We start from the raw sequence: 16137 nt of genomic DNA on the forward strand, positions 1-16137 counted from the left end.
ACGGAAAACCTCCCATGTCCGCGCTTGCCTCCCCCGCGCCCTTGGCGGCGCCCCCTGAGCTGCACATTGCCAGCCTGGTGGTGCATGCCCTGCCCCAACGCCTGCCCGACGTCCGCGCCGCCATCCTGGCGGTAGCCGGAGCCGAAATCCATGGCGCGTCCGACACCGGAAAACTGGTGGTCACGCTGGAAGCGCCCTCCACCGACGACATGATGGCGCGGATCTCCGAGATCCAGCGCCTGGATGGCGTGCTGGCCTCGGCGCTGGTCTACCAGCATGCCGACACGCTTGCCGCGATGAACGAGGAGATTGACGATGGCCATGGCTCGTAGAGACTTCATCAAGCAATCCGCCGCCGCGGCTGCCGCCACCGTGGCGGGCATCCCGATCGTCGGGTACACGCAGAACATCGTGACCGAATCCGAGGCCGCCAAGCTGAAATGGTCCAAGGCACCCTGTAGGTTCTGCGGGACCGGCTGCGGCGTGAACGTCGCGGTGAAGGACAACCAGGTCGTGGCCACGCACGGCGATTTCAACGCCGAGGTCAACAAGGGCCTGAACTGCGTCAAGGGCTACTTCCTGTCCAAGATCATGTATGGCAACGACCGGCTGACCACGCCGCTCTTGCGCATGAAGGACGGCAAGTACGCCAAGGACGGTGAATTCGCACCGGTGTCCTGGGACCAGGCCTTCGACGTGATGGCCGAACAGTTCAAGCGGGTGTTAAAGGACAAGGGGCCCACGGCGGTGGGCATGTTCGGATCGGGCCAATGGACCGTGTGGGAAGGCTACGCGGCGCTCAAGCTGATGAAGGCAGGCTTCAGGTCGAACAACCTGGACCCGAACGCGCGGCACTGCATGGCATCGGCAGCCGTGGGTTTCATGCGGACCTTCGGCGCCGACGAACCGATGGGCTGCTATGACGACATTGAGAACGCCGACGCCTTCGTGCTGTGGGGTTCGAACATGGCCGAGATGCACCCCATCCTGTGGACGCGCGTGACCGACCGGCGGCTGTCCGCCCCCAAGACGAAGGTCGCGGTGCTGTCCACCTTCGAGCACCGCTCGTATGAACTGGCCGACCTGACGCTGACCTTCACGCCGCAGACGGACCTGGCGATCCTGAACTACATCGCCAACTACATCATCCAGACCAAGCGCGTGAACCGCGACTTTGTGGACAAGCACACCGTGTTCCATGAAGGCAACACCGACATCGGCTATGGCCTACGGCCGGACCACCCTTTGCAGAAGGCGGCCAAGAACGCCGACAAGGCGGGCGGCTCCAAACCCATCACCTACGACGACTTCGCCAAGTTCGTCTCGAAGTACGACCTGGAATACACGTCCAAGCTGACCGGCGTGCCGCAGAAGCAATTGCAGGACCTGGCCGAGCTCTACGCCGACCCGAAGATCCGCGTGACCTCGTTCTGGACCATGGGTTTTAACCAGCACACGCGCGGCGTGTGGGCCAACAACATGGTCTACAACATCCACCTGCTGACCGGCAAGATCTCGACGCCGGGCAACAGCCCGTTCTCGCTGACCGGCCAGCCGTCGGCCTGTGGGACCGCGCGTGAAGTGGGCACGTTCTCGCACCGCCTGCCGGCCGACCTGGTCGTGACCAACCCCAAGCACCGCGCGCATGCGGAAGAGATCTGGAAACTGCCCGACGGCACCATTCCCGAAAAAGTGGGCGCGCACGCGGTACTGCAGAACCGCATGCTCAAGGACGGCCAGATCAACGCCTACTGGGTGATGGTGAACAACAACATGCAGGCGGCGGCCAACCTGATGAATGAGGGACTGCCGGGCTACCGCAACCCCGACAACTTCATCGTGGTGTCGGACGCCTACCCCACGGTCACCACCATTTCGGCCGACCTGATCCTGCCCGCAGCCATGTGGGTGGAAAAGGAAGGCGCTTACGGCAACGCCGAACGGCGCACCCAGTTCTGGCATCAGCTGGTGAACGCCCCGGGCGACGCGCGCTCCGACCTGTGGCAGTTGATGGAATTCTCCAAGCGCTTCAAGGTGGAAGAGGTCTGGCCCGCCGACCTGCTGGCCAAGAAGCCCGAGTACCGGGGCAAGACCCTGTTCGACGTGCTCTTTGCCAACGGCCGCGTCAACAAGTTCCCCAACAGCGAACTGAACGCGGAATACGAAAACCAGGAAGCGAAGGCTTTCGGCTTCTATGCGCAAAAGGGGCTGTTCGAGGAATACGCCGAATTCGGCCGCGGCCACGGGCACGACCTGGCCCCCTTCGACATGTACCACGAGGCCCGCGGCCTGCGCTGGCCCGTCGTCAACGGCAAGGAAACCCTGTGGCGCTACCGCGAAGGCAGCGACCCCTACGTGAAGGCGGGCGCCGGCTTCGAGTTCTACGGCAATCCGGACGGTCGCGCCATTATCTACGCCCTGCCCTACGAGCCGCCTCCGGAATCGCCCGACAAGGAATACCCATTCTGGCTGTCCACCGGCCGCGTCCTGGAGCACTGGCATTCCGGGTCGATGACGCGGCGCGTGCCCGAGCTGTACCGGGCCTTTCCCAACGCGGTCTGTTTCATGCACCCCGACGACGCGCAGGCGATGGGCCTGCGGCGCGGCGTGGAAATCGAGATCGAATCGCGGCGCGGCAAGATGCGCACGCGGCTTGAGACCCGCGGGCGCGACAAGCCGCCGCGCGGCCTGGTCTTCGTGCCCTGGTTCGACGCCGGCCAGCTGATCAACAAGGTCACGTTGGACGCCACCGACCCGATCTCTTTCCAGACCGACTTCAAGAAGTGCGCGGTCAAGATCGTCAAGGTCTGAGCGGCCCCGGGAGACAGCCATGAAACGACGCGCCGCCACCATCGCCATCGGCATCCTTCTGGCCTCGGCCGCCTGGGCCGCCCCGCCGCTGGAGGTCGAAGACCCCATGCGCGGGCCCACCCCGATCGCAGAAGAAGCCAACCCGCCGCTGATAAGCCCGATCGAAAACAAGGACATCAAGCGGATGCGCACCTATTCGATGCAGCCGCCCACCATTCCGCACAAGATCGACGGCTACCAGATCGACAAGAACTACAACCGTTGCCTGGCCTGCCATGCGCGGGTAAACACCGAGGAAACCCAGGCGCCGCCCTTGAGCGTGACGCACTACATGGACCGCGACAGCAACGTGCTGGCCGAGGTATCCCCGCGGCGCTATTTCTGTGTGCAGTGCCACGTGCCGCAGGCCGAGGCCAAGCCGCTGGTGTCCAATACCTATCAGGACATCGATGTGATCCTCAAGCGCCTGACGGCGCCGGCCACCGACAAGAAGTAAGGGATCGATGCCGCCATGCTCAAGCTCCTAAAGCGCTACTGGAACATCATCCGCCGCCCCAGCGTGCACTTCAGCCTGGGCTTTCTGACGATCGGCGGCTTCATCGGCGGCATCCTGTTCTGGGGCGCCTTCAACACGGCGATGGAACTGACCAACACCGAAAAGTTCTGTACGGGCTGCCATGAAATGCGCGACAACGTGTACGCGGAACTGAAGGGCACCATCCACTTCACCAACCGCTCGGGCGTGCGCGCCTTGTGCTCGGACTGCCACGTGCCGCACAACTGGACCGACAAGATCGCCCGCAAGATGCAGGCGTCCAAGGAAGTCTGGGGCAAGATCTTCGGCACCATCGACACGCGCGAAAAATTCGTGGACAAGCGGCTGGAGCTGGCTCAGCACGAATGGGCTCGCTTCAAGGCCAACGACTCGCTGGAATGCCGCAATTGCCACAACTACGAATACATGGACTTCACGCGCCAAAGCGTACGCGCGCAGAACATGCACTCGACCTATCTGGCCGACAAGACCAAGACCTGCATCGATTGCCACAAGGGCATCGCCCATACGCTGCCGCATATTCCGCCTGGCCAGACCTCTGACGCGACGCCGCCGGCCAGGGCGCCCAAAGAGGTGGCGAATGCGGCCCGCTGACGCTCCGCCGCCCCTGCTCGCGGCCCGCGGGCTGCGCAGCCCCCGCGGCGGCCCTTGCAGCGGGCCCGAGGGACTGCGTCCGGTGGACGTCGAGCTGCATGCCGGCCAGCTCCTGCATGTGCAGGGCGCCAATGGCAGCGGCAAGACCAGCCTCTTGCGCATGTTGGCCGGCCTGCTGCGCCCGCTGGCCGGCACGCTCTATTCGCAGGGCCAGGAGGTGCGCCGCGACACGGCGGCGTACTTCGCGCGCGTGGCGTTCCTGGGGCACGCCAACGGCCTGTGCGGCGAACTGACGGCGCTGGAGAACCTGCGCTATAGCCTGCATGTGGCCGGCACGCCGCAAGACGACGACGCCATTGCGACGGGCCTGCACCGTTGGCGTCTGGAGGGCAGCGTGCACGTGCCAGCGGCCCGGCTGTCCCAAGGCCAGGGCCGTCGGCTGGCAATGGCCGCCGTGGTGCTGGGCGGCAAGCCCGTGTGGCTGCTGGATGAACCCGACGCGGGGTTGGACGCCGCCAGCCTTGAGCAGTTGTGGCGGGCGCTGGACGCACACCTGGATGCCGGCGGCGCCGCAGTCGTGGCGTCGCACCGCGCGCCCGGCACCGCCGTCGTCCGCACGCAAACCTTGAACATGGATGACTACGCGGATGCTGGCTACGCTGTCTCAGTTGGCGCTGCGTGACATCCGGCTAGCCTGGAGACGGCCCGCGGATACGCTGGGCGCCACGCTGTTCTTCATCGTGGCGGGTTCCCTGTTCCCGCTGGCGGTCGGCCCCGATCCCGTCCTGCTGCTGGCGATCGGGCCGGGCGTGCTGTGGGTCTGCGCGTTGCTGGGCATCCTGTTGAGCCTGCACCGCCCGTTTGCACAAGACCACGCCAACGGCGCGCTGGAGCAACTGTTGGTGTCGCCGCACCCGCTGCCGCTGTTGGTGGGCGTGAAGCTCGCCGCGCACTGGGTCAGCGGCTGCCTGCCGCTGATCCTGGCCAGCCCCGTGCTGGCGCTGCAATTCGGCCTGCCGCCGCAGGCGATCGGCGTACTGGTCCTGTCCCTGCTGCTGGGTACGCCCACGCTGGCGCTGGTGGGCGGTCTGGGCGCGGCGCTGACGCTGGGCCTGCGCGGCGGGGCGTTGCTGCCCCTGCTGGTGCTGCCGCTGTACGTGCCGGTGCTGATCTTCGGGGCGGGCGCCGTGTCCGCCACACACGCGGGCCTGGGCGCCGGGCCGCAACTGTCGCTGCTGGGCGCCTGCCTGTGCCTGGCGATCCTGCTATGCCCCTGGAGCGCGTCCGCCGCGCTGCGCGTGGCGCTGGACTGAGAGGCCCCATGCACAAGCAACCCGCCTTCGATTCGCCCTACTCCCCCGCGCCCGCCGCCCCTGGCGCCGGCTGGCTGCGCTATGCCTCGCCCGCGGTGTTCTATCCGCTGGCTGGCCGCCTGATTCCGGTGCTGGCGCTGGCGGCCGCCCTCTTCGCCTGCGCCGGCCTGTATGTGGGCCTGGCCGTCGCGCCCACGGACAGCCAGCAGGGCGAGGTCTACCGCATCCTGTTCATCCACGTGGCGGCGGCGTGGATGTCGATGTTCCTGTACCTGGTGATGGCGGGGTATGCCGCGCTGGGCTTGATCTACAACACGCGCCTGTCGTTCATGATGATGCGGGCGCTGGCGCCCACCGGCGCGCTCTTCACCTTCCTGACGTTATGGACCGGCGCGTTGTGGGGCAAGCCCACCTGGGGCGCGTGGTGGGTCTGGGATGCGCGGCTGACCTCGGAACTGATCCTGCTATTCCTGTACCTGGGCTTCATGGCCTTGCAGGCGGCGAGCGACGACACGCGCCGCGCCGACCGCGGCGGCGCCATCCTGCTGCTGGCCGGCGTCGTCAACGTGCCCATCATCTATTTCTCGGTGCGCTGGTGGAGCACGCTGCATCAGGGCGCATCCATCAACCTGACGTCCGCCCCGAGCATGGCGCGCATCATGGTCGCCGCCATGCTGCTGATGGTGGCGGCCTTCTGGCTGTACAGCGCGGCCGTGGCGCTGGCGCGGGTGCGCGGCATCATCGCCGAACGCGAACCCGGCGCGGCGCGCGCCGGCCGCCCCGCCCCGGAGGCCCCATGAGCTGGGACGCGCTGTTCTCGCTGCAAGGCCACAGCCCTTACATCCTGGGCGCCTACGGCGTCACCCTGGCGCTGATGGGTGCAGAGGCCCTTGTGCTGTGGCGCCGCGCGCGCGCCCGGCGCCAGGCCGCACGCAGGCAAGCTGGCGAGGGACGACCATGACGCCGCGCAAGCGCCGCATGTTCGCCATCGCGGGCGGCCTGGGGCTGCTGGCCATCGCCACCGCGCTGGTACTCAATGCGCTGCAATCGAACCTGGTGTTCTTCTTCAGCCCCACGCAGGTGGTGGCGAAAGAAGCCCCACGGACCGGGAGCTTTCGCGTGGGCGGGCTGGTGGAGCAAGGCTCGGTGCGCCGCGAGGCCGACGGCCTGACCCTGCGGTTCATCGTGACCGACACCGCGCATACCGTGCCCGTGACCTATCAAGGCCTGCTGCCCGACCTGTTCCGCGAGGGCAAGGGCGTGGTGGTGGCGGGCAAGCTGGACGCCGACGGCGTGTTCCGCGCCACGGAAGTGCTGGCCAAGCATGACGAGAACTACATGCCGCCCGAAGCGGCCGATGCGATCAAGCGCGCCGGACAAGCCACGGCTGCCAACGCGATGCGGGAGCAGCCCCGATGATCCCCGAGATCGGCCTGTTCAGCCTGATCCTGGCGCTGCTGACGGCGTTGGCGCAAGCCACCCTGCCGCTGATCGGCGCCGCCACCGGCTGGCAGGCCGGACTGCGCGTGGCGCGGCCCGCCGCCGTGGGCCAGTTCTGCCTGACCGTGCTGGCCTTCGGCTGCCTGGCCTGGTCGTTCGTGCACAACGATTTCTCGGTGCTGTATGTGGCAGGCAATTCCCACGCCGACCTGCCTGCCGCCTACCGCTTCGCGGCCGTCTGGGGCGGACACGAGGGGTCGCTGCTGCTGTGGTTGCTGCTGCTGACCGCCTGGACGCTCGCCGTCGCCGTGTTCAGCCGCCGCCTGCCCCTGGCTTTCGCCGCCCGCGTGCTGGCCGTGATGGGCTGGATCAGCGTGGGCTTCCTGCTGTTCCTGCTGTTCCTGTCCAACCCTTTCGAACGACTGATGCCGCCAGCCATGGCCGGGCGCGACCTGAACCCGCTGCTGCAGGACCCCGGCATGATCGTGCACCCGCCCATGCTGTACATGGGCTATGTGGGGTTTTCCGTTGCCTTCGCCTTCGCCATCGCCGCCTTGCTGTCGGGCGAACTGGATGCGCTATGGGCGCGTTGGGTGCGCCCCTGGACGCTGGCCGCCTGGACCTTCCTGACCATCGGCATCCTGCTGGGCAGCGCCTGGGCCTACTACGTGCTGGGCTGGGGCGGCTGGTGGTTCTGGGACCCGGTGGAGAACGCCTCGTTCATGCCCTGGCTGGCAGGCACGGCCCTGATCCACTCGCTGATCGTCACCGAGCGCAGGGGGGCCTTCCGCAGCTGGACGGTGCTGCTGGCGATCTGCACGTTTTCGCTCAGCATCCTGGGAACATTCCTGGTCCGTTCCGGCGTGCTGACCTCCGTCCACGCCTTCGCGGTGGATCCGGGCCGCGGACTGTATATCCTGGCCTTCATGACCGTGATCGTAGGCGGTTCGCTGATGCTGTACGCCTGGCGCGCGCCGACGGTCGGGCTGGGCGGCGGCTTTTCGCTGCTGTCGCGGGAATCGCTGCTACTGTCGAACAACGTGGTCCTGACCGTGGCGGCCGGCTCGGTGCTGCTGGGCACGCTGTATCCGGTAGTGCTGGACGTGCTGGACTGGGGCAAGATATCCATCGGCCCGCCCTACTTCGAAGCCGTCTTCGTGCCGCTGATGACGCCGGCCATCTTCCTGATGGGCGTGGGGCCCATGGCCCGCTGGAAACAGGCCGGCATACCCGACCTGGGCCGACGGCTGCGCGTGGCATTCGGCGTCAGCGTGGCAACCGCCGTGCTGCTGCCGCTGGCGATGCCGGGCCCGCTGCGGCTGGGCTCGCCCATCATCATGCTGGGCCTGTGGCTGGCGGGCTGGTCGGTTGCCAGCGCCGCGGCGCACGCCTGGCAGCGCCTGACGGACGGCGACGGCCATTGGCTGCGTCGCCTGGGCCGCCAGCCGCGCGCCTGGTACGGCATGTTGCTGGCGCACGCGGGCGTGGGCATTTTCATCGCCGGCGTCACCTTGGCCAACGGCTACGAGGTCAAGCACGAATTGCGCATGGAACTGGGCGCCACGCAGGAAGCCGGCGGCTACCAGTTCACCTTCGCCAGCCTGGCGCCCGCCGTCGGGCCGAACTACAGCGCGCAACGCGCGGTATTTCCCGTCACGCGCAACGGCAAGCCGGTGGTGACGCTGTATCCCGAAAAGCGCCTGTACACCGTGCAGGACATGGCGCTGAGCCAGGCCGACATCGACAGCGGCTTTAGCCGCGACCTGTTCGTGGCGTTGGGCGAGCCCGTGGGCGATGGCGCGTGGACGGTACGCATCCAGGTCAAGCCCTTCATGACCTGGATCTGGACCGGCTGCCTGCTGATGGCGCTGGGCGGCCTGCTGGCCGCAGGCGACAAGCGCTACCGACGCGCCCAGGAAGCATCGGCGCGCCGCCCCGAGGGCGAAGCGGCCCCCGCCCCCCGTCCGGCGCGGGAGGGGTACTGATGCTGCGCTACCTGCTGCCGTTAGGCGTCTTCATGGCGATGGCCGTCTTCCTGGCGATGGGCCTGTCGCGCGATCCGCGCGCGGTGCCGTCGGCCATGATCGACAAGCCCGCCCCGGCGATCAGCCTGCCGCTGCTGCAAGCGCCCGGCCAGCAATTGGACGTGCAATCGTTGCGCGGCCAGGTCTGGCTGCTGAACGTGTGGGCGTCGTGGTGCGGCCCCTGCCGCGAAGAGCTGCCGGTGCTGCGCGAAGCCGCCCAGCGCCACGGCATTCCGCTCTATGGGTTGAACTACAAGGACAAGCCCGAAGACGCGCTGGCCTGGCTGGCCCGCAACGGCAACCCCTACGTTGCATCCGCCAGTGACACCGACGGCCGGGTCGGTATCGAATACGGGGTCTATGGCGTGCCCGAAACCTTCGTGATCGACGGCGCCGGGCGCATCCGCTACAAACAGCTAGGCCTGATCACGCCCGACATCTGGCGCGACCGCATCCAGCCATTGATCGAGGGGTTGCGATGAGAATGCCCGGCCAGCTTGCCGCCGCGTCGCTGGTGCTGGCATTGGCGCTGAGCCTGGCAGCGGCGCCGGCGTCCGCCGCGCAAGCGCCGCATGCCCTGCCCGCGTTGTCTTCCGCCGACCAGCAACGCGCCGACAAGCTGGCCCACGGCCTGCGCTGCCTGGTCTGCCAGAACCAGACGCTGGCGGACTCCAATGCGCCGCTCGCCCACGACATGCGCAACCTGATCCATGCCCAACTGGCCGAGGGCCGCAGCGACGCGCAGATCATGCGCTTCTTCGAAGACCGCTACGGCGATTTCGTCCGCTACGACCCGCCGTTCAAACCCATCACCTGGCTGCTGTGGCTGGGGCCGTTCGCGTTGCTGGCGCTGGGCTTCTGGGTATTGATGCGTACGCTGAAACGCCGGTCGGGCGCCCGCGCGCCCCTGACGGCCGACGAACGCGCGCGTGCCGCCCGCTTTCTGGATACCGGTTCATGACAACCCTCTGGCTCGCCGTCCTGTTGCTGCTGTTGGCGACGCTGCTGTGCCTGATCCCGCCGCTGGTACGCCGCGCGCCGCCCGTTGACACCGCCTCCGACGCCAATGTGCGCGCGTTCTACCTGGCCCAGCTCGAACAATTGCGGCGCGACAGGCAGAACGGCACCCTCACCGCCGATGGCCTGGCGCGCGCGGAAGACGAGTTGCAGCGCGACCTGCTGCAAGACCTGGCCCAACGCCAGAGACAGGCCGCGCCGGTGCGTGGCCAACGCGCGGGTGTGGCGACTGCCTGCCTGCTTAGCGTGCTGATCCCCGTAGCCGCCGTGCTGCTCTACGGCAAGCTGGGCAATCCCCGCGCAGCGGCAGACGTGTCGGTCATGGCAAGCGCCGTCGAACCGCACTCAGACGACACGGGCGACGACATGGCATTGGCCATCAATGCGCTGGCGCAGCGGCTGCGCAACGCGCCCGACGATGCGGACGGCTGGTACACGCTGGCGCGCTCTTATGAAACGCTGGGCCGCTACACCGATGCGGTCGCTGCTTACCAGCAGGTGTTGCGCCTGGTTCCCGGCCAGCCCGCCGTGCTGGCTGACCTGGCCGACGCCCTGCTGTCGGCCAATCAGGGGGTGCCGGACGCCAATGCGGTCGCGGCCGTGGCGCAGTCGCTGGCCACGCAGCCGGATCAGCCCAAGGCCTTGGCGCTGGCGGGCATGATGGCGTTGCGGCGCGGCGACGCCGCCGAGGCGCTGGCCCATTGGGAACGGCTGCAAGCCCTGCTGCCGCCAGACTCCGAAGCCGCGCGGCAGATCCAGTCCAATATCGCCCAGGCCCGCGCGATGGCAAACGGCGCGCCATCCGCGCGTAACACCACGGAGACCGCCCCGATGAATGCGACGGGGGGTGCCACGGCGGGTGCCACGCGGCAGGCCGCGCCGGTTGCACCGCCCGCGGCACCGCCCGCCGGCGATGCCACGGCTGCCCGCATCAGCGGGCAAGCCCGCATCGCGGACGCCTTGCGCAGCCAGGTCCAGCCCAGCGATACCGTATTCATCCTGGCGCGGCCCGTCGAAGGGTCGCGCATGCCGCTGGCGATTCTACAGCTGCGCGTTTCGGACCTGCCGCGCGCGTTTGTGCTGGATGACAGCAGCGCCATGTCGCCGGACGCCACGCTGTCGCGCGCGACCCGCGTACAGGTGGAGATCCGCATCAGTCGTTCCGGCACGGCCGCCGCCCGGCCTGGCGACCTGAGCGGCGTGCTGCCCGATGTGGCCGTCCGCGCGGACGGCCTGGAACTGGTGGCCGACACCGTCGTGCGCTAGCACGCCTGGGCATCGGCCACGCCGGCCTAGGCGCGCTCGATCCGCGCCGGCAGGCCCTGGCGCACGGCCGCGCCAGACACCCAGTCGATCCAGACGTTGGCGTGTTCACCTCGCGTGGCATCGCCGAACCCCAGGTCGTTCAGGTTGACCCCTGCCGCCAGTGCGGGATCGTGCGGCATGGGTTTGCCGTCGACCACGTGGGCGCGTGCGCCCAACTCGGTGTGGCCATAGCCGTGCTCGATGCCGACCGCGCCCGGCTGGATGCCGTCGCGCAGCAAGGCCAGCCCGGTTACGGCGCCGCCGGGCGTCACGATGCGCACGGGGTCGCCGTTGCGCAGCCCCAGGCGTTCGCCGTCCTGCCGGTTGATCGACACCGGGTTGTGCGGATGCACCTGGCGCAGACGGTTCACGCCGATCGACATGGAGCTCATCAGGTTCGATTTGAACGAACTGAGCAGGAAGGGCCATTGCTGCGCCGGGTACTCCGTGCGCACGTCGCGGCCATCGGCCAGGCGCGCGGGATACCAGGTCGGACAGCCGCTGTAGCGTTCGCCGGTCATCGCATGGCGAAAACCCGCGAGTTCCTCGCTCCAGACCTGCAGCGGCTTGGCGTAAGCCTGGCGGGTCTGGCGGTTCTGGCCCTTGTCGACCCAGGCATCTTCCATCTTGTCGAAGCGGCCGCCCCGGCTCATCAGCATGGCGACCTGCCGCCATTCGCCAGGCTTGAGCTTGTGCTGCAACAGGCTGCGATAGCGGTCCACCCCGGTCAGCGCCATGTCGTCGTCGCTGGCCTCGGGCACGGCGCGGCCGGCCGAGAACGCGATGTTGGCCATGCCGCGCAGAAAGAAGTCCTCGGGCGTGTCCAGCGCGTACTTGGCGCCGTCCTTGTCAGAGATCGCGTTCTGGCCAAAGCCCGGCATGCCCAGTCGCTTGGCGCAGGCAATCAGGAAGGTTTCCAGGCAGACCGGCTCGTTGGTGGCGGTGCGTGCCACGCGCGGTTGCACGGCCGGCCAGCGCACGGTGGAAGCCTTGGCAACCACGTCGGCCCAGGGCGCCGACACGCCCCAGCTTTCGTACGTGACCGTGTCCGGCACGATGTAGTCGGCCAGCGCGTTGGTTTCGTTGATGAACGGGTTGATCGAGACCGACAGCGGCAGGATGCGCGGGTCCTTCATCTTGTCGATGATCACGCCCTTCAAACCCGCGATGCCGTAAATCGGGTTGCTCATGTGGTTGAACCAGACCTTGGCGCGGTACGGATACCCCGCCAAAGCGGACGCCAGCATTTCGGAGCTGAGGCCTCCCGTGGCCGGATACCAGGGCGCGGACGCCGGATACGCCGGCTGCCCCGCCGCCTTCTTACGCTTGAATTCGCTGGACTTCTCATACGGGTAGCGGTTGCGCGACAAGGCCACGCCCTTGGGCGTGGCGCGGTTGGCGAAGCCGGCGATGTTGTAGCGCGGGCCGGGGCCGTAAGGCGGGAACGGACCGGCATCCAGCACCAGGCCGCCGTCCACGTTCAGGTTGCCCACCAGCGTGTTGAGCATGGCAATGGCGTAAGCCGTGTAGAAACCCGCGCCGCTCATCGTGCCGCCATGCGCGTCGGCCACGGCGCGCTTGCCGTAGCTGGTGAAGCGCTTGGCCAGCGAGGCGATCTTGTCGGCCGGCACGCCGCACAGTCCAGCGTATTCGTCCAGCGACTTGCGGTGCGATTCCTCGCGCAGCAAGGCCAGGGACGAGCAGACGCGCACCGTTTCCGCGCCGCCTGCCATACCCGGCACGGCGATGCGCTCATCGACGAACAACGTGGCCGACGACGCAGTCGTGTGCGGCGCCAGCGTGCCGTCTTCCAGGCGCACCGCATAGACGTCTTCCCACTTTTCGTCGGCGTCGGCCGGCCGCGGCCAGCCCAGGTCTGCGCCGCGCACGAAACTGCCCAGCCGCGGGTGGCCGGGTTCAGCCACCACCAGATGCGTGGCGTTGGTCCAGGCGGCTTCGTCAGCCGCCTTCATGGCGTTGGGGCCGGGTTGCGCCAACATGCGGGCATCGAAGCGTTCGTTGTCCAGGATCCAGCGGATCAGGCCCATCGCCAATGCCAGGTCGCTGGCGGGATTCACCGGCACCCACTCGTTGCCGGAGCCTGCCGACAGGCTGGAGGACGCGGGCAACATGGGCGACACGACCACATAGGTGAAGCTGTCTTCCTCCGGCCGCACCCGCGCTTCGGCCAATTGCCGGGCCTGGCGCTGAAAGGGGTTGCCCGCTTGCGCCGGCGCGGCGCCGATGAACAGACCAAAGCGCGCGTTGTCCCAATCCGGCTTGCCGTGCGGCATGCCCTTCAAGTCGCCCAAGGCGGCGCCCGCACCCACGCGGAAGCTCTGGCCGCAGTACGAGCCATGGTTGCTGAAGTTGACCGTGCCGAAGGACTGCGCGGCAAAGCGCTGGATCAGGGGCGTGCGGCCTTCGTTGGAGGCGTCGGTGAAGAGGAATTGGTTGACCTTGGCGCCGTACTCCGGATTGTCGGGGTCCAGCAGCGTGTCGCGGTCGAAAATGGCGCGCAGGCCTTCCACATGGCCTTCGCCGAAGAGGTCGCCGCCTTCGCACACTTCCTGCACGAGTTGCTCGAACGAGATGGTCTGCCACTTGCCTTCGCCCCGCCCGCCCACGCGCTTCATCGGTTGCAGCACGCGGAACGGACTGTTCATCTGTTCCAGCATGGCCGAGCCTCGGGCGCAGGACGTGGCGCGGCCTTCCAGGCCGTTCTCGCCGCCCAATTGCGCATAGACCTCGCGCACGGGCGTTTCCATCGCGGCGGGGCGCGTGGTGGCCAGCGGGTGGTAGGGGTTGCCCGCCACGCGCAGGATGCGGTTTTCCTTGGTGTCCACGCGCAGGCGCACGCCACACTGGGTCCAGCAGCCCAGGCAGCTGGACGGGCTGACCGTCTGGCCCGGCTGGGCAGACAACACGCCAGTCAGCGGGTCGATGCGGAACTCCGCCGTCAGCGAATTGCCGCGCACGGCATGGGCGGTGGGAACGCCGGCCGTGCCGTGCGCCAGGCCCTTGACCGCGCGGGTGACGGTTTCGCCATAGCCGGCCGCAAAGGCCGCCATGCCGCCGGCGACCATGCCGCCGCGCACCATCAGCTTGCGCCGCGCCGCGTCCCGCAGCGCATTGTCCGGCGCGTCGGCCGCGCCAGGCTTGTCGTCTTCGTGTTGCTTGTCCATTGCTTTGTCTTCCATGTGCTTTCGTCTTGCGGCCGATTTTGCCGCTTAGGCCACTCAGGCCGCCATGCCGCGCGCGTGCGCCGGGAACCGCTCCAGGGCCCAGGTCACTGCGGTGACCAGCGCCACGCACAGGCCCAGTACCCCGACCATGCCCAGCAGGCCGTCGCTGCCCCAGGGCATGTCGTACAGGTAGAGGCCCGCGCCATACTTGGGCACGCCCTGCACGCTCATGAACACCACCCAGCGGAAGATCCACGCGGCCGCCAGCATGGTCAGCGCCAGGGTGGCCGACGGCAGCGGAGCGGCCAGCGCCTGGGCCGGGCGCTGCAGCAGTGCAATCATGCAGAAGGCCGTGATGACGGCGCCCGCCAGGCTGATGCGCCAGATCGGGAATTCGGCGAACAGCCGCAGGGCCGCGTCGAACGACGGATCCACGCCCAGCGTGCCCAGCACGGCCCAGGCGCCGGCGCCCAAGGCCATCAGCACGACGGCGGCCAAGCTCAGCTGGCGCAGCATGCCCACCGGCAAGGCCTTCATGCCGCCGGGCAGCCAGCGGCCCACCAGGAACATGGCACCCAGCGCCCCCAGCCAGGCCGTCAAGGCGAAGTTCACAGGCAGGAACACGGTGTGCCACAGAGGCCGCGAACGCAGCACCATGACTTCGGCGCCGGTGTAGACAAGGATCGATACCGCCGACAGCGCCAGGGCCACGCCCAGAAGGCGCACCCAGGCGATGCGGCCCCACCACCACGCGGCGCAAAACAGCACGGCCAGGCCCACGAACACGGGCAGCAGCAAGGCGCCCAGCCACATCCACGACCATGGCGTGAAATGCGCGTAGAAGTGCCAGAACCTGCCTGGCTGGTGCAAGTCGGCCAGCAATGACACCGGCGCGGCGACGGCGGTCACCAGCAGCACGGTCGCGGCTGCCGGCAGCAGCCGGCGCGCCGACGATCCGGCCGGGCCGAAAGCGGCGAAGGCGGCGGTCAGCGCGGTGGTGGCGCTGATGCCGATAAGAAAGAAATACTGCACGGCCCAAGGCAACCAAGCGGCGTCATAGACCGGTGTGAGCAATTCCGAGATCTGCATGAAAGTCCCCTGTGATGGCTCAATGTCCGCCAGCCAGGCGCACGCCGGCCTGGCCGTCGACCTGGTGCACGAACGCGTCGGGCAGGCCGATGTAATAGACGTGGGGGTCGGTCTTCATTTCGGGCTTCAAGACCTTGATGTCCGCCTTGTGTTCGACGAGCAGTTTGGAGATGGCGCTCTCGGGGTCGTTCATGTCGCCGATGACGCGCGCACCGCCGACGCAGCTTTCCACGCAGGCCGGCAGCAGGCCGGCTTCCAGGCGGTGTTCGCAAAACGTGCATTTGTCGGCCGTTTGCGTTTCGTGGTTGATGAACCGGGCGTCGTAGGGACAGGCTTGCACGCAGTAGGCGCAGCCGACGCAGCGTTCGTTGTCGACCAGCACGATGCCGTCTTCCCGCTGGAAGGTGGCTTGCACGGGGCAAACGGGGACGCAGGGCGGGTTGTCGCAGTGGTTGCAGAGGCGGGGCAACATGACCATGGCGCAGGGGCCGCCGTCGTCGGGGGTGACTTCGTATTGCAGGACGGTGGTGCGGAATTGCCCGATGGGGGGCAGGTTTTCCATGGAACAGCTGACCGTACAGGACTGGCAGCCGATGCATTTGCGCATGTCGACGACCATGCCGTAGCGCTTGCCGGGGATGCCGGGGCGACGCGGAGGTTGGCCGTTCAGGCCCGTGGCTTCGGCGTGGATGGGGATGATGGTGGCGGCGGCGCTCAGGCCGAGGAGTCCTTTCAGGAAGCCGCGTTTACTGGGTAGGGGGGGTTCTGGTGAGGGGGGCATTGCTTGGGGCTCCGGGGCGGTT

Annotated in this window: 16 protein-coding genes; 13 read left to right on the plus strand and 3 right to left on the minus strand. The window is 67.9% G+C overall.

The window, feature by feature from the left end; genetic code table 11:
- Nucleotides 1-14: 14 nt before the first annotated feature.
- From CEY09_RS10050 to ccmI, 13 genes are read left to right on the plus strand one after another with little or no spacing between them, the layout of a single operon-like run.
- A complete protein-coding gene (locus tag CEY09_RS10050) occupies nucleotides 15-332 on the plus strand; it encodes a chaperone NapD (RefSeq protein ID WP_088588517.1) in 318 nt (105 codons plus the stop codon).
- Nucleotides 316-2811, plus strand: a complete 2496-nt coding sequence (napA, locus tag CEY09_RS10055) for a periplasmic nitrate reductase subunit alpha (RefSeq protein WP_088588518.1) — start codon at nucleotides 316-318, stop codon at nucleotides 2809-2811. The genes CEY09_RS10050 and napA overlap by 17 nt, the downstream gene beginning before the upstream one ends.
- Before the next feature lie 19 nt (nucleotides 2812-2830).
- Nucleotides 2831-3307 (plus strand): nitrate reductase cytochrome c-type subunit, encoded by a 477-nt coding sequence (locus CEY09_RS10060; RefSeq protein ID WP_006224200.1) that lies wholly within the window; start codon nucleotides 2831-2833, stop codon nucleotides 3305-3307.
- Between the two features lie 15 nt (nucleotides 3308-3322).
- Nucleotides 3323-3961 (plus strand): cytochrome c3 family protein, encoded by a 639-nt coding sequence (locus CEY09_RS10065; RefSeq protein ID WP_006224201.1) that lies wholly within the window; start codon nucleotides 3323-3325, stop codon nucleotides 3959-3961.
- Nucleotides 3948-4643 carry a heme ABC exporter ATP-binding protein CcmA gene (gene ccmA, locus CEY09_RS10070; protein ID WP_088588519.1) on the plus strand — a complete coding sequence of 232 codons (696 nt, stop codon included), beginning with the start codon at nucleotides 3948-3950 and terminating at the stop codon, nucleotides 4641-4643. Before CEY09_RS10065 ends, ccmA begins: the two co-directional genes overlap by 14 nt.
- Complete coding sequence (gene ccmB, locus CEY09_RS10075; RefSeq protein ID WP_006224203.1) at nucleotides 4609-5274, plus strand: heme exporter protein CcmB; 666 nt, start codon at nucleotides 4609-4611, stop codon at nucleotides 5272-5274. The genes ccmA and ccmB overlap by 35 nt, the downstream gene beginning before the upstream one ends.
- An 8-nt stretch (nucleotides 5275-5282) precedes the next feature.
- Nucleotides 5283-6074: a heme ABC transporter permease CcmC gene (ccmC, locus tag CEY09_RS10080; protein ID WP_088588520.1), complete on the plus strand. Its 792-nt coding sequence runs from the start codon at nucleotides 5283-5285 to the stop codon at nucleotides 6072-6074.
- On the plus strand, nucleotides 6071-6235 hold the full coding sequence (ccmD, locus tag CEY09_RS10085) for a heme exporter protein CcmD (protein ID WP_006224205.1): 165 nt from the start codon (nucleotides 6071-6073) through the stop codon (nucleotides 6233-6235). Before ccmC ends, ccmD begins: the two co-directional genes overlap by 4 nt.
- A complete protein-coding gene (ccmE, locus tag CEY09_RS10090) occupies nucleotides 6232-6693 on the plus strand; it encodes a cytochrome c maturation protein CcmE (protein WP_088588521.1) in 462 nt (153 codons plus the stop codon). Before ccmD ends, ccmE begins: the two co-directional genes overlap by 4 nt.
- On the plus strand, nucleotides 6690-8699 hold the full coding sequence (locus CEY09_RS10095) for a heme lyase CcmF/NrfE family subunit (RefSeq protein ID WP_088588522.1): 2010 nt from the start codon (nucleotides 6690-6692) through the stop codon (nucleotides 8697-8699). Before ccmE ends, CEY09_RS10095 begins: the two co-directional genes overlap by 4 nt.
- A complete protein-coding gene (locus tag CEY09_RS10100) occupies nucleotides 8699-9220 on the plus strand; it encodes a DsbE family thiol:disulfide interchange protein (RefSeq protein ID WP_088588523.1) in 522 nt (173 codons plus the stop codon). Before CEY09_RS10095 ends, CEY09_RS10100 begins: the two co-directional genes overlap by 1 nt.
- A 2-nt stretch (nucleotides 9221-9222) precedes the next feature.
- Entirely contained in the window at nucleotides 9223-9699 is a 477-nt protein-coding gene (locus CEY09_RS10105; protein WP_088588524.1) for a cytochrome c-type biogenesis protein, read from the plus strand.
- Nucleotides 9696-11021: a c-type cytochrome biogenesis protein CcmI gene (gene ccmI, locus CEY09_RS10110; protein WP_088588525.1), complete on the plus strand. Its 1326-nt coding sequence runs from the start codon at nucleotides 9696-9698 to the stop codon at nucleotides 11019-11021. Before CEY09_RS10105 ends, ccmI begins: the two co-directional genes overlap by 4 nt.
- Before the next feature lie 26 nt (nucleotides 11022-11047).
- On the opposite strand, the gene CEY09_RS10115 is transcribed toward ccmI, so the two are convergent.
- From CEY09_RS10115 to dsrO, 3 genes are read right to left on the minus strand one after another with little or no spacing between them, the layout of a single operon-like run.
- Nucleotides 11048-14245, minus strand: a complete 3198-nt coding sequence (locus CEY09_RS10115) for a tetrathionate reductase subunit A (RefSeq protein ID WP_088588558.1) — start codon at nucleotides 14243-14245, stop codon at nucleotides 11048-11050.
- Between the two features lie 54 nt (nucleotides 14246-14299).
- Nucleotides 14300-15334, minus strand: a complete 1035-nt coding sequence (gene nrfD, locus CEY09_RS10120) for an NrfD/PsrC family molybdoenzyme membrane anchor subunit (RefSeq protein WP_088588526.1) — start codon at nucleotides 15332-15334, stop codon at nucleotides 14300-14302.
- A 19-nt stretch (nucleotides 15335-15353) separates the two neighbouring features.
- Complete coding sequence (gene dsrO, locus CEY09_RS10125; protein WP_088588527.1) at nucleotides 15354-16115, minus strand: sulfate reduction electron transfer complex DsrMKJOP subunit DsrO; 762 nt, start codon at nucleotides 16113-16115, stop codon at nucleotides 15354-15356.
- Nucleotides 16116-16137 lie beyond the last annotated feature (22 nt).

Origin of the sequence: Achromobacter marplatensis (genome assembly GCF_002209535.1) — a bacterium.
GTDB lineage: Bacteria > Pseudomonadota > Gammaproteobacteria > Burkholderiales > Burkholderiaceae_B > Achromobacter > Achromobacter marplatensis.

Excerpts from the sequence above, each read along its gene's own strand:
- ccmB (WP_006224203.1), top strand. The coding sequence starts at position 4,609 with ATGCTGGCTACGCTGTCTCAGTTGGCGCTGCGTGACATCCGGCTAGCC.
- CEY09_RS10065 (WP_006224201.1), top strand. The coding sequence starts at position 3,323 with ATGCTCAAGCTCCTAAAGCGCTACTGGAACATCATCCGCCGCCCCAGC.
- CEY09_RS10115 (WP_088588558.1), bottom strand. The coding sequence starts at position 14,245 with ATGGACAAGCAACACGAAGACGACAAGCCTGGCGCGGCCGACGCGCCG.
- ccmA (WP_088588519.1), top strand. The coding sequence starts at position 3,948 with ATGCGGCCCGCTGACGCTCCGCCGCCCCTGCTCGCGGCCCGCGGGCTG.
- dsrO (WP_088588527.1), bottom strand. The coding sequence starts at position 16,115 with ATGCCCCCCTCACCAGAACCCCCCCTACCCAGTAAACGCGGCTTCCTG.
- ccmE (WP_088588521.1), top strand. The coding sequence starts at position 6,232 with ATGACGCCGCGCAAGCGCCGCATGTTCGCCATCGCGGGCGGCCTGGGG.
- CEY09_RS10095 (WP_088588522.1), top strand. The coding sequence starts at position 6,690 with ATGATCCCCGAGATCGGCCTGTTCAGCCTGATCCTGGCGCTGCTGACG.
- CEY09_RS10100 (WP_088588523.1), top strand. The coding sequence starts at position 8,699 with ATGCTGCGCTACCTGCTGCCGTTAGGCGTCTTCATGGCGATGGCCGTC.
- ccmD (WP_006224205.1), top strand. The coding sequence starts at position 6,071 with ATGAGCTGGGACGCGCTGTTCTCGCTGCAAGGCCACAGCCCTTACATC.
- CEY09_RS10105 (WP_088588524.1), top strand. The coding sequence starts at position 9,223 with ATGCCCGGCCAGCTTGCCGCCGCGTCGCTGGTGCTGGCATTGGCGCTG.
- ccmC (WP_088588520.1), top strand. The coding sequence starts at position 5,283 with ATGCACAAGCAACCCGCCTTCGATTCGCCCTACTCCCCCGCGCCCGCC.
- napA (WP_088588518.1), top strand. The coding sequence starts at position 316 with ATGGCCATGGCTCGTAGAGACTTCATCAAGCAATCCGCCGCCGCGGCT.
- CEY09_RS10050 (WP_088588517.1), top strand. The coding sequence starts at position 15 with ATGTCCGCGCTTGCCTCCCCCGCGCCCTTGGCGGCGCCCCCTGAGCTG.
- CEY09_RS10060 (WP_006224200.1), top strand. The coding sequence starts at position 2,831 with ATGAAACGACGCGCCGCCACCATCGCCATCGGCATCCTTCTGGCCTCG.
- ccmI (WP_088588525.1), top strand. The coding sequence starts at position 9,696 with ATGACAACCCTCTGGCTCGCCGTCCTGTTGCTGCTGTTGGCGACGCTG.
- nrfD (WP_088588526.1), bottom strand. The coding sequence starts at position 15,334 with ATGCAGATCTCGGAATTGCTCACACCGGTCTATGACGCCGCTTGGTTG.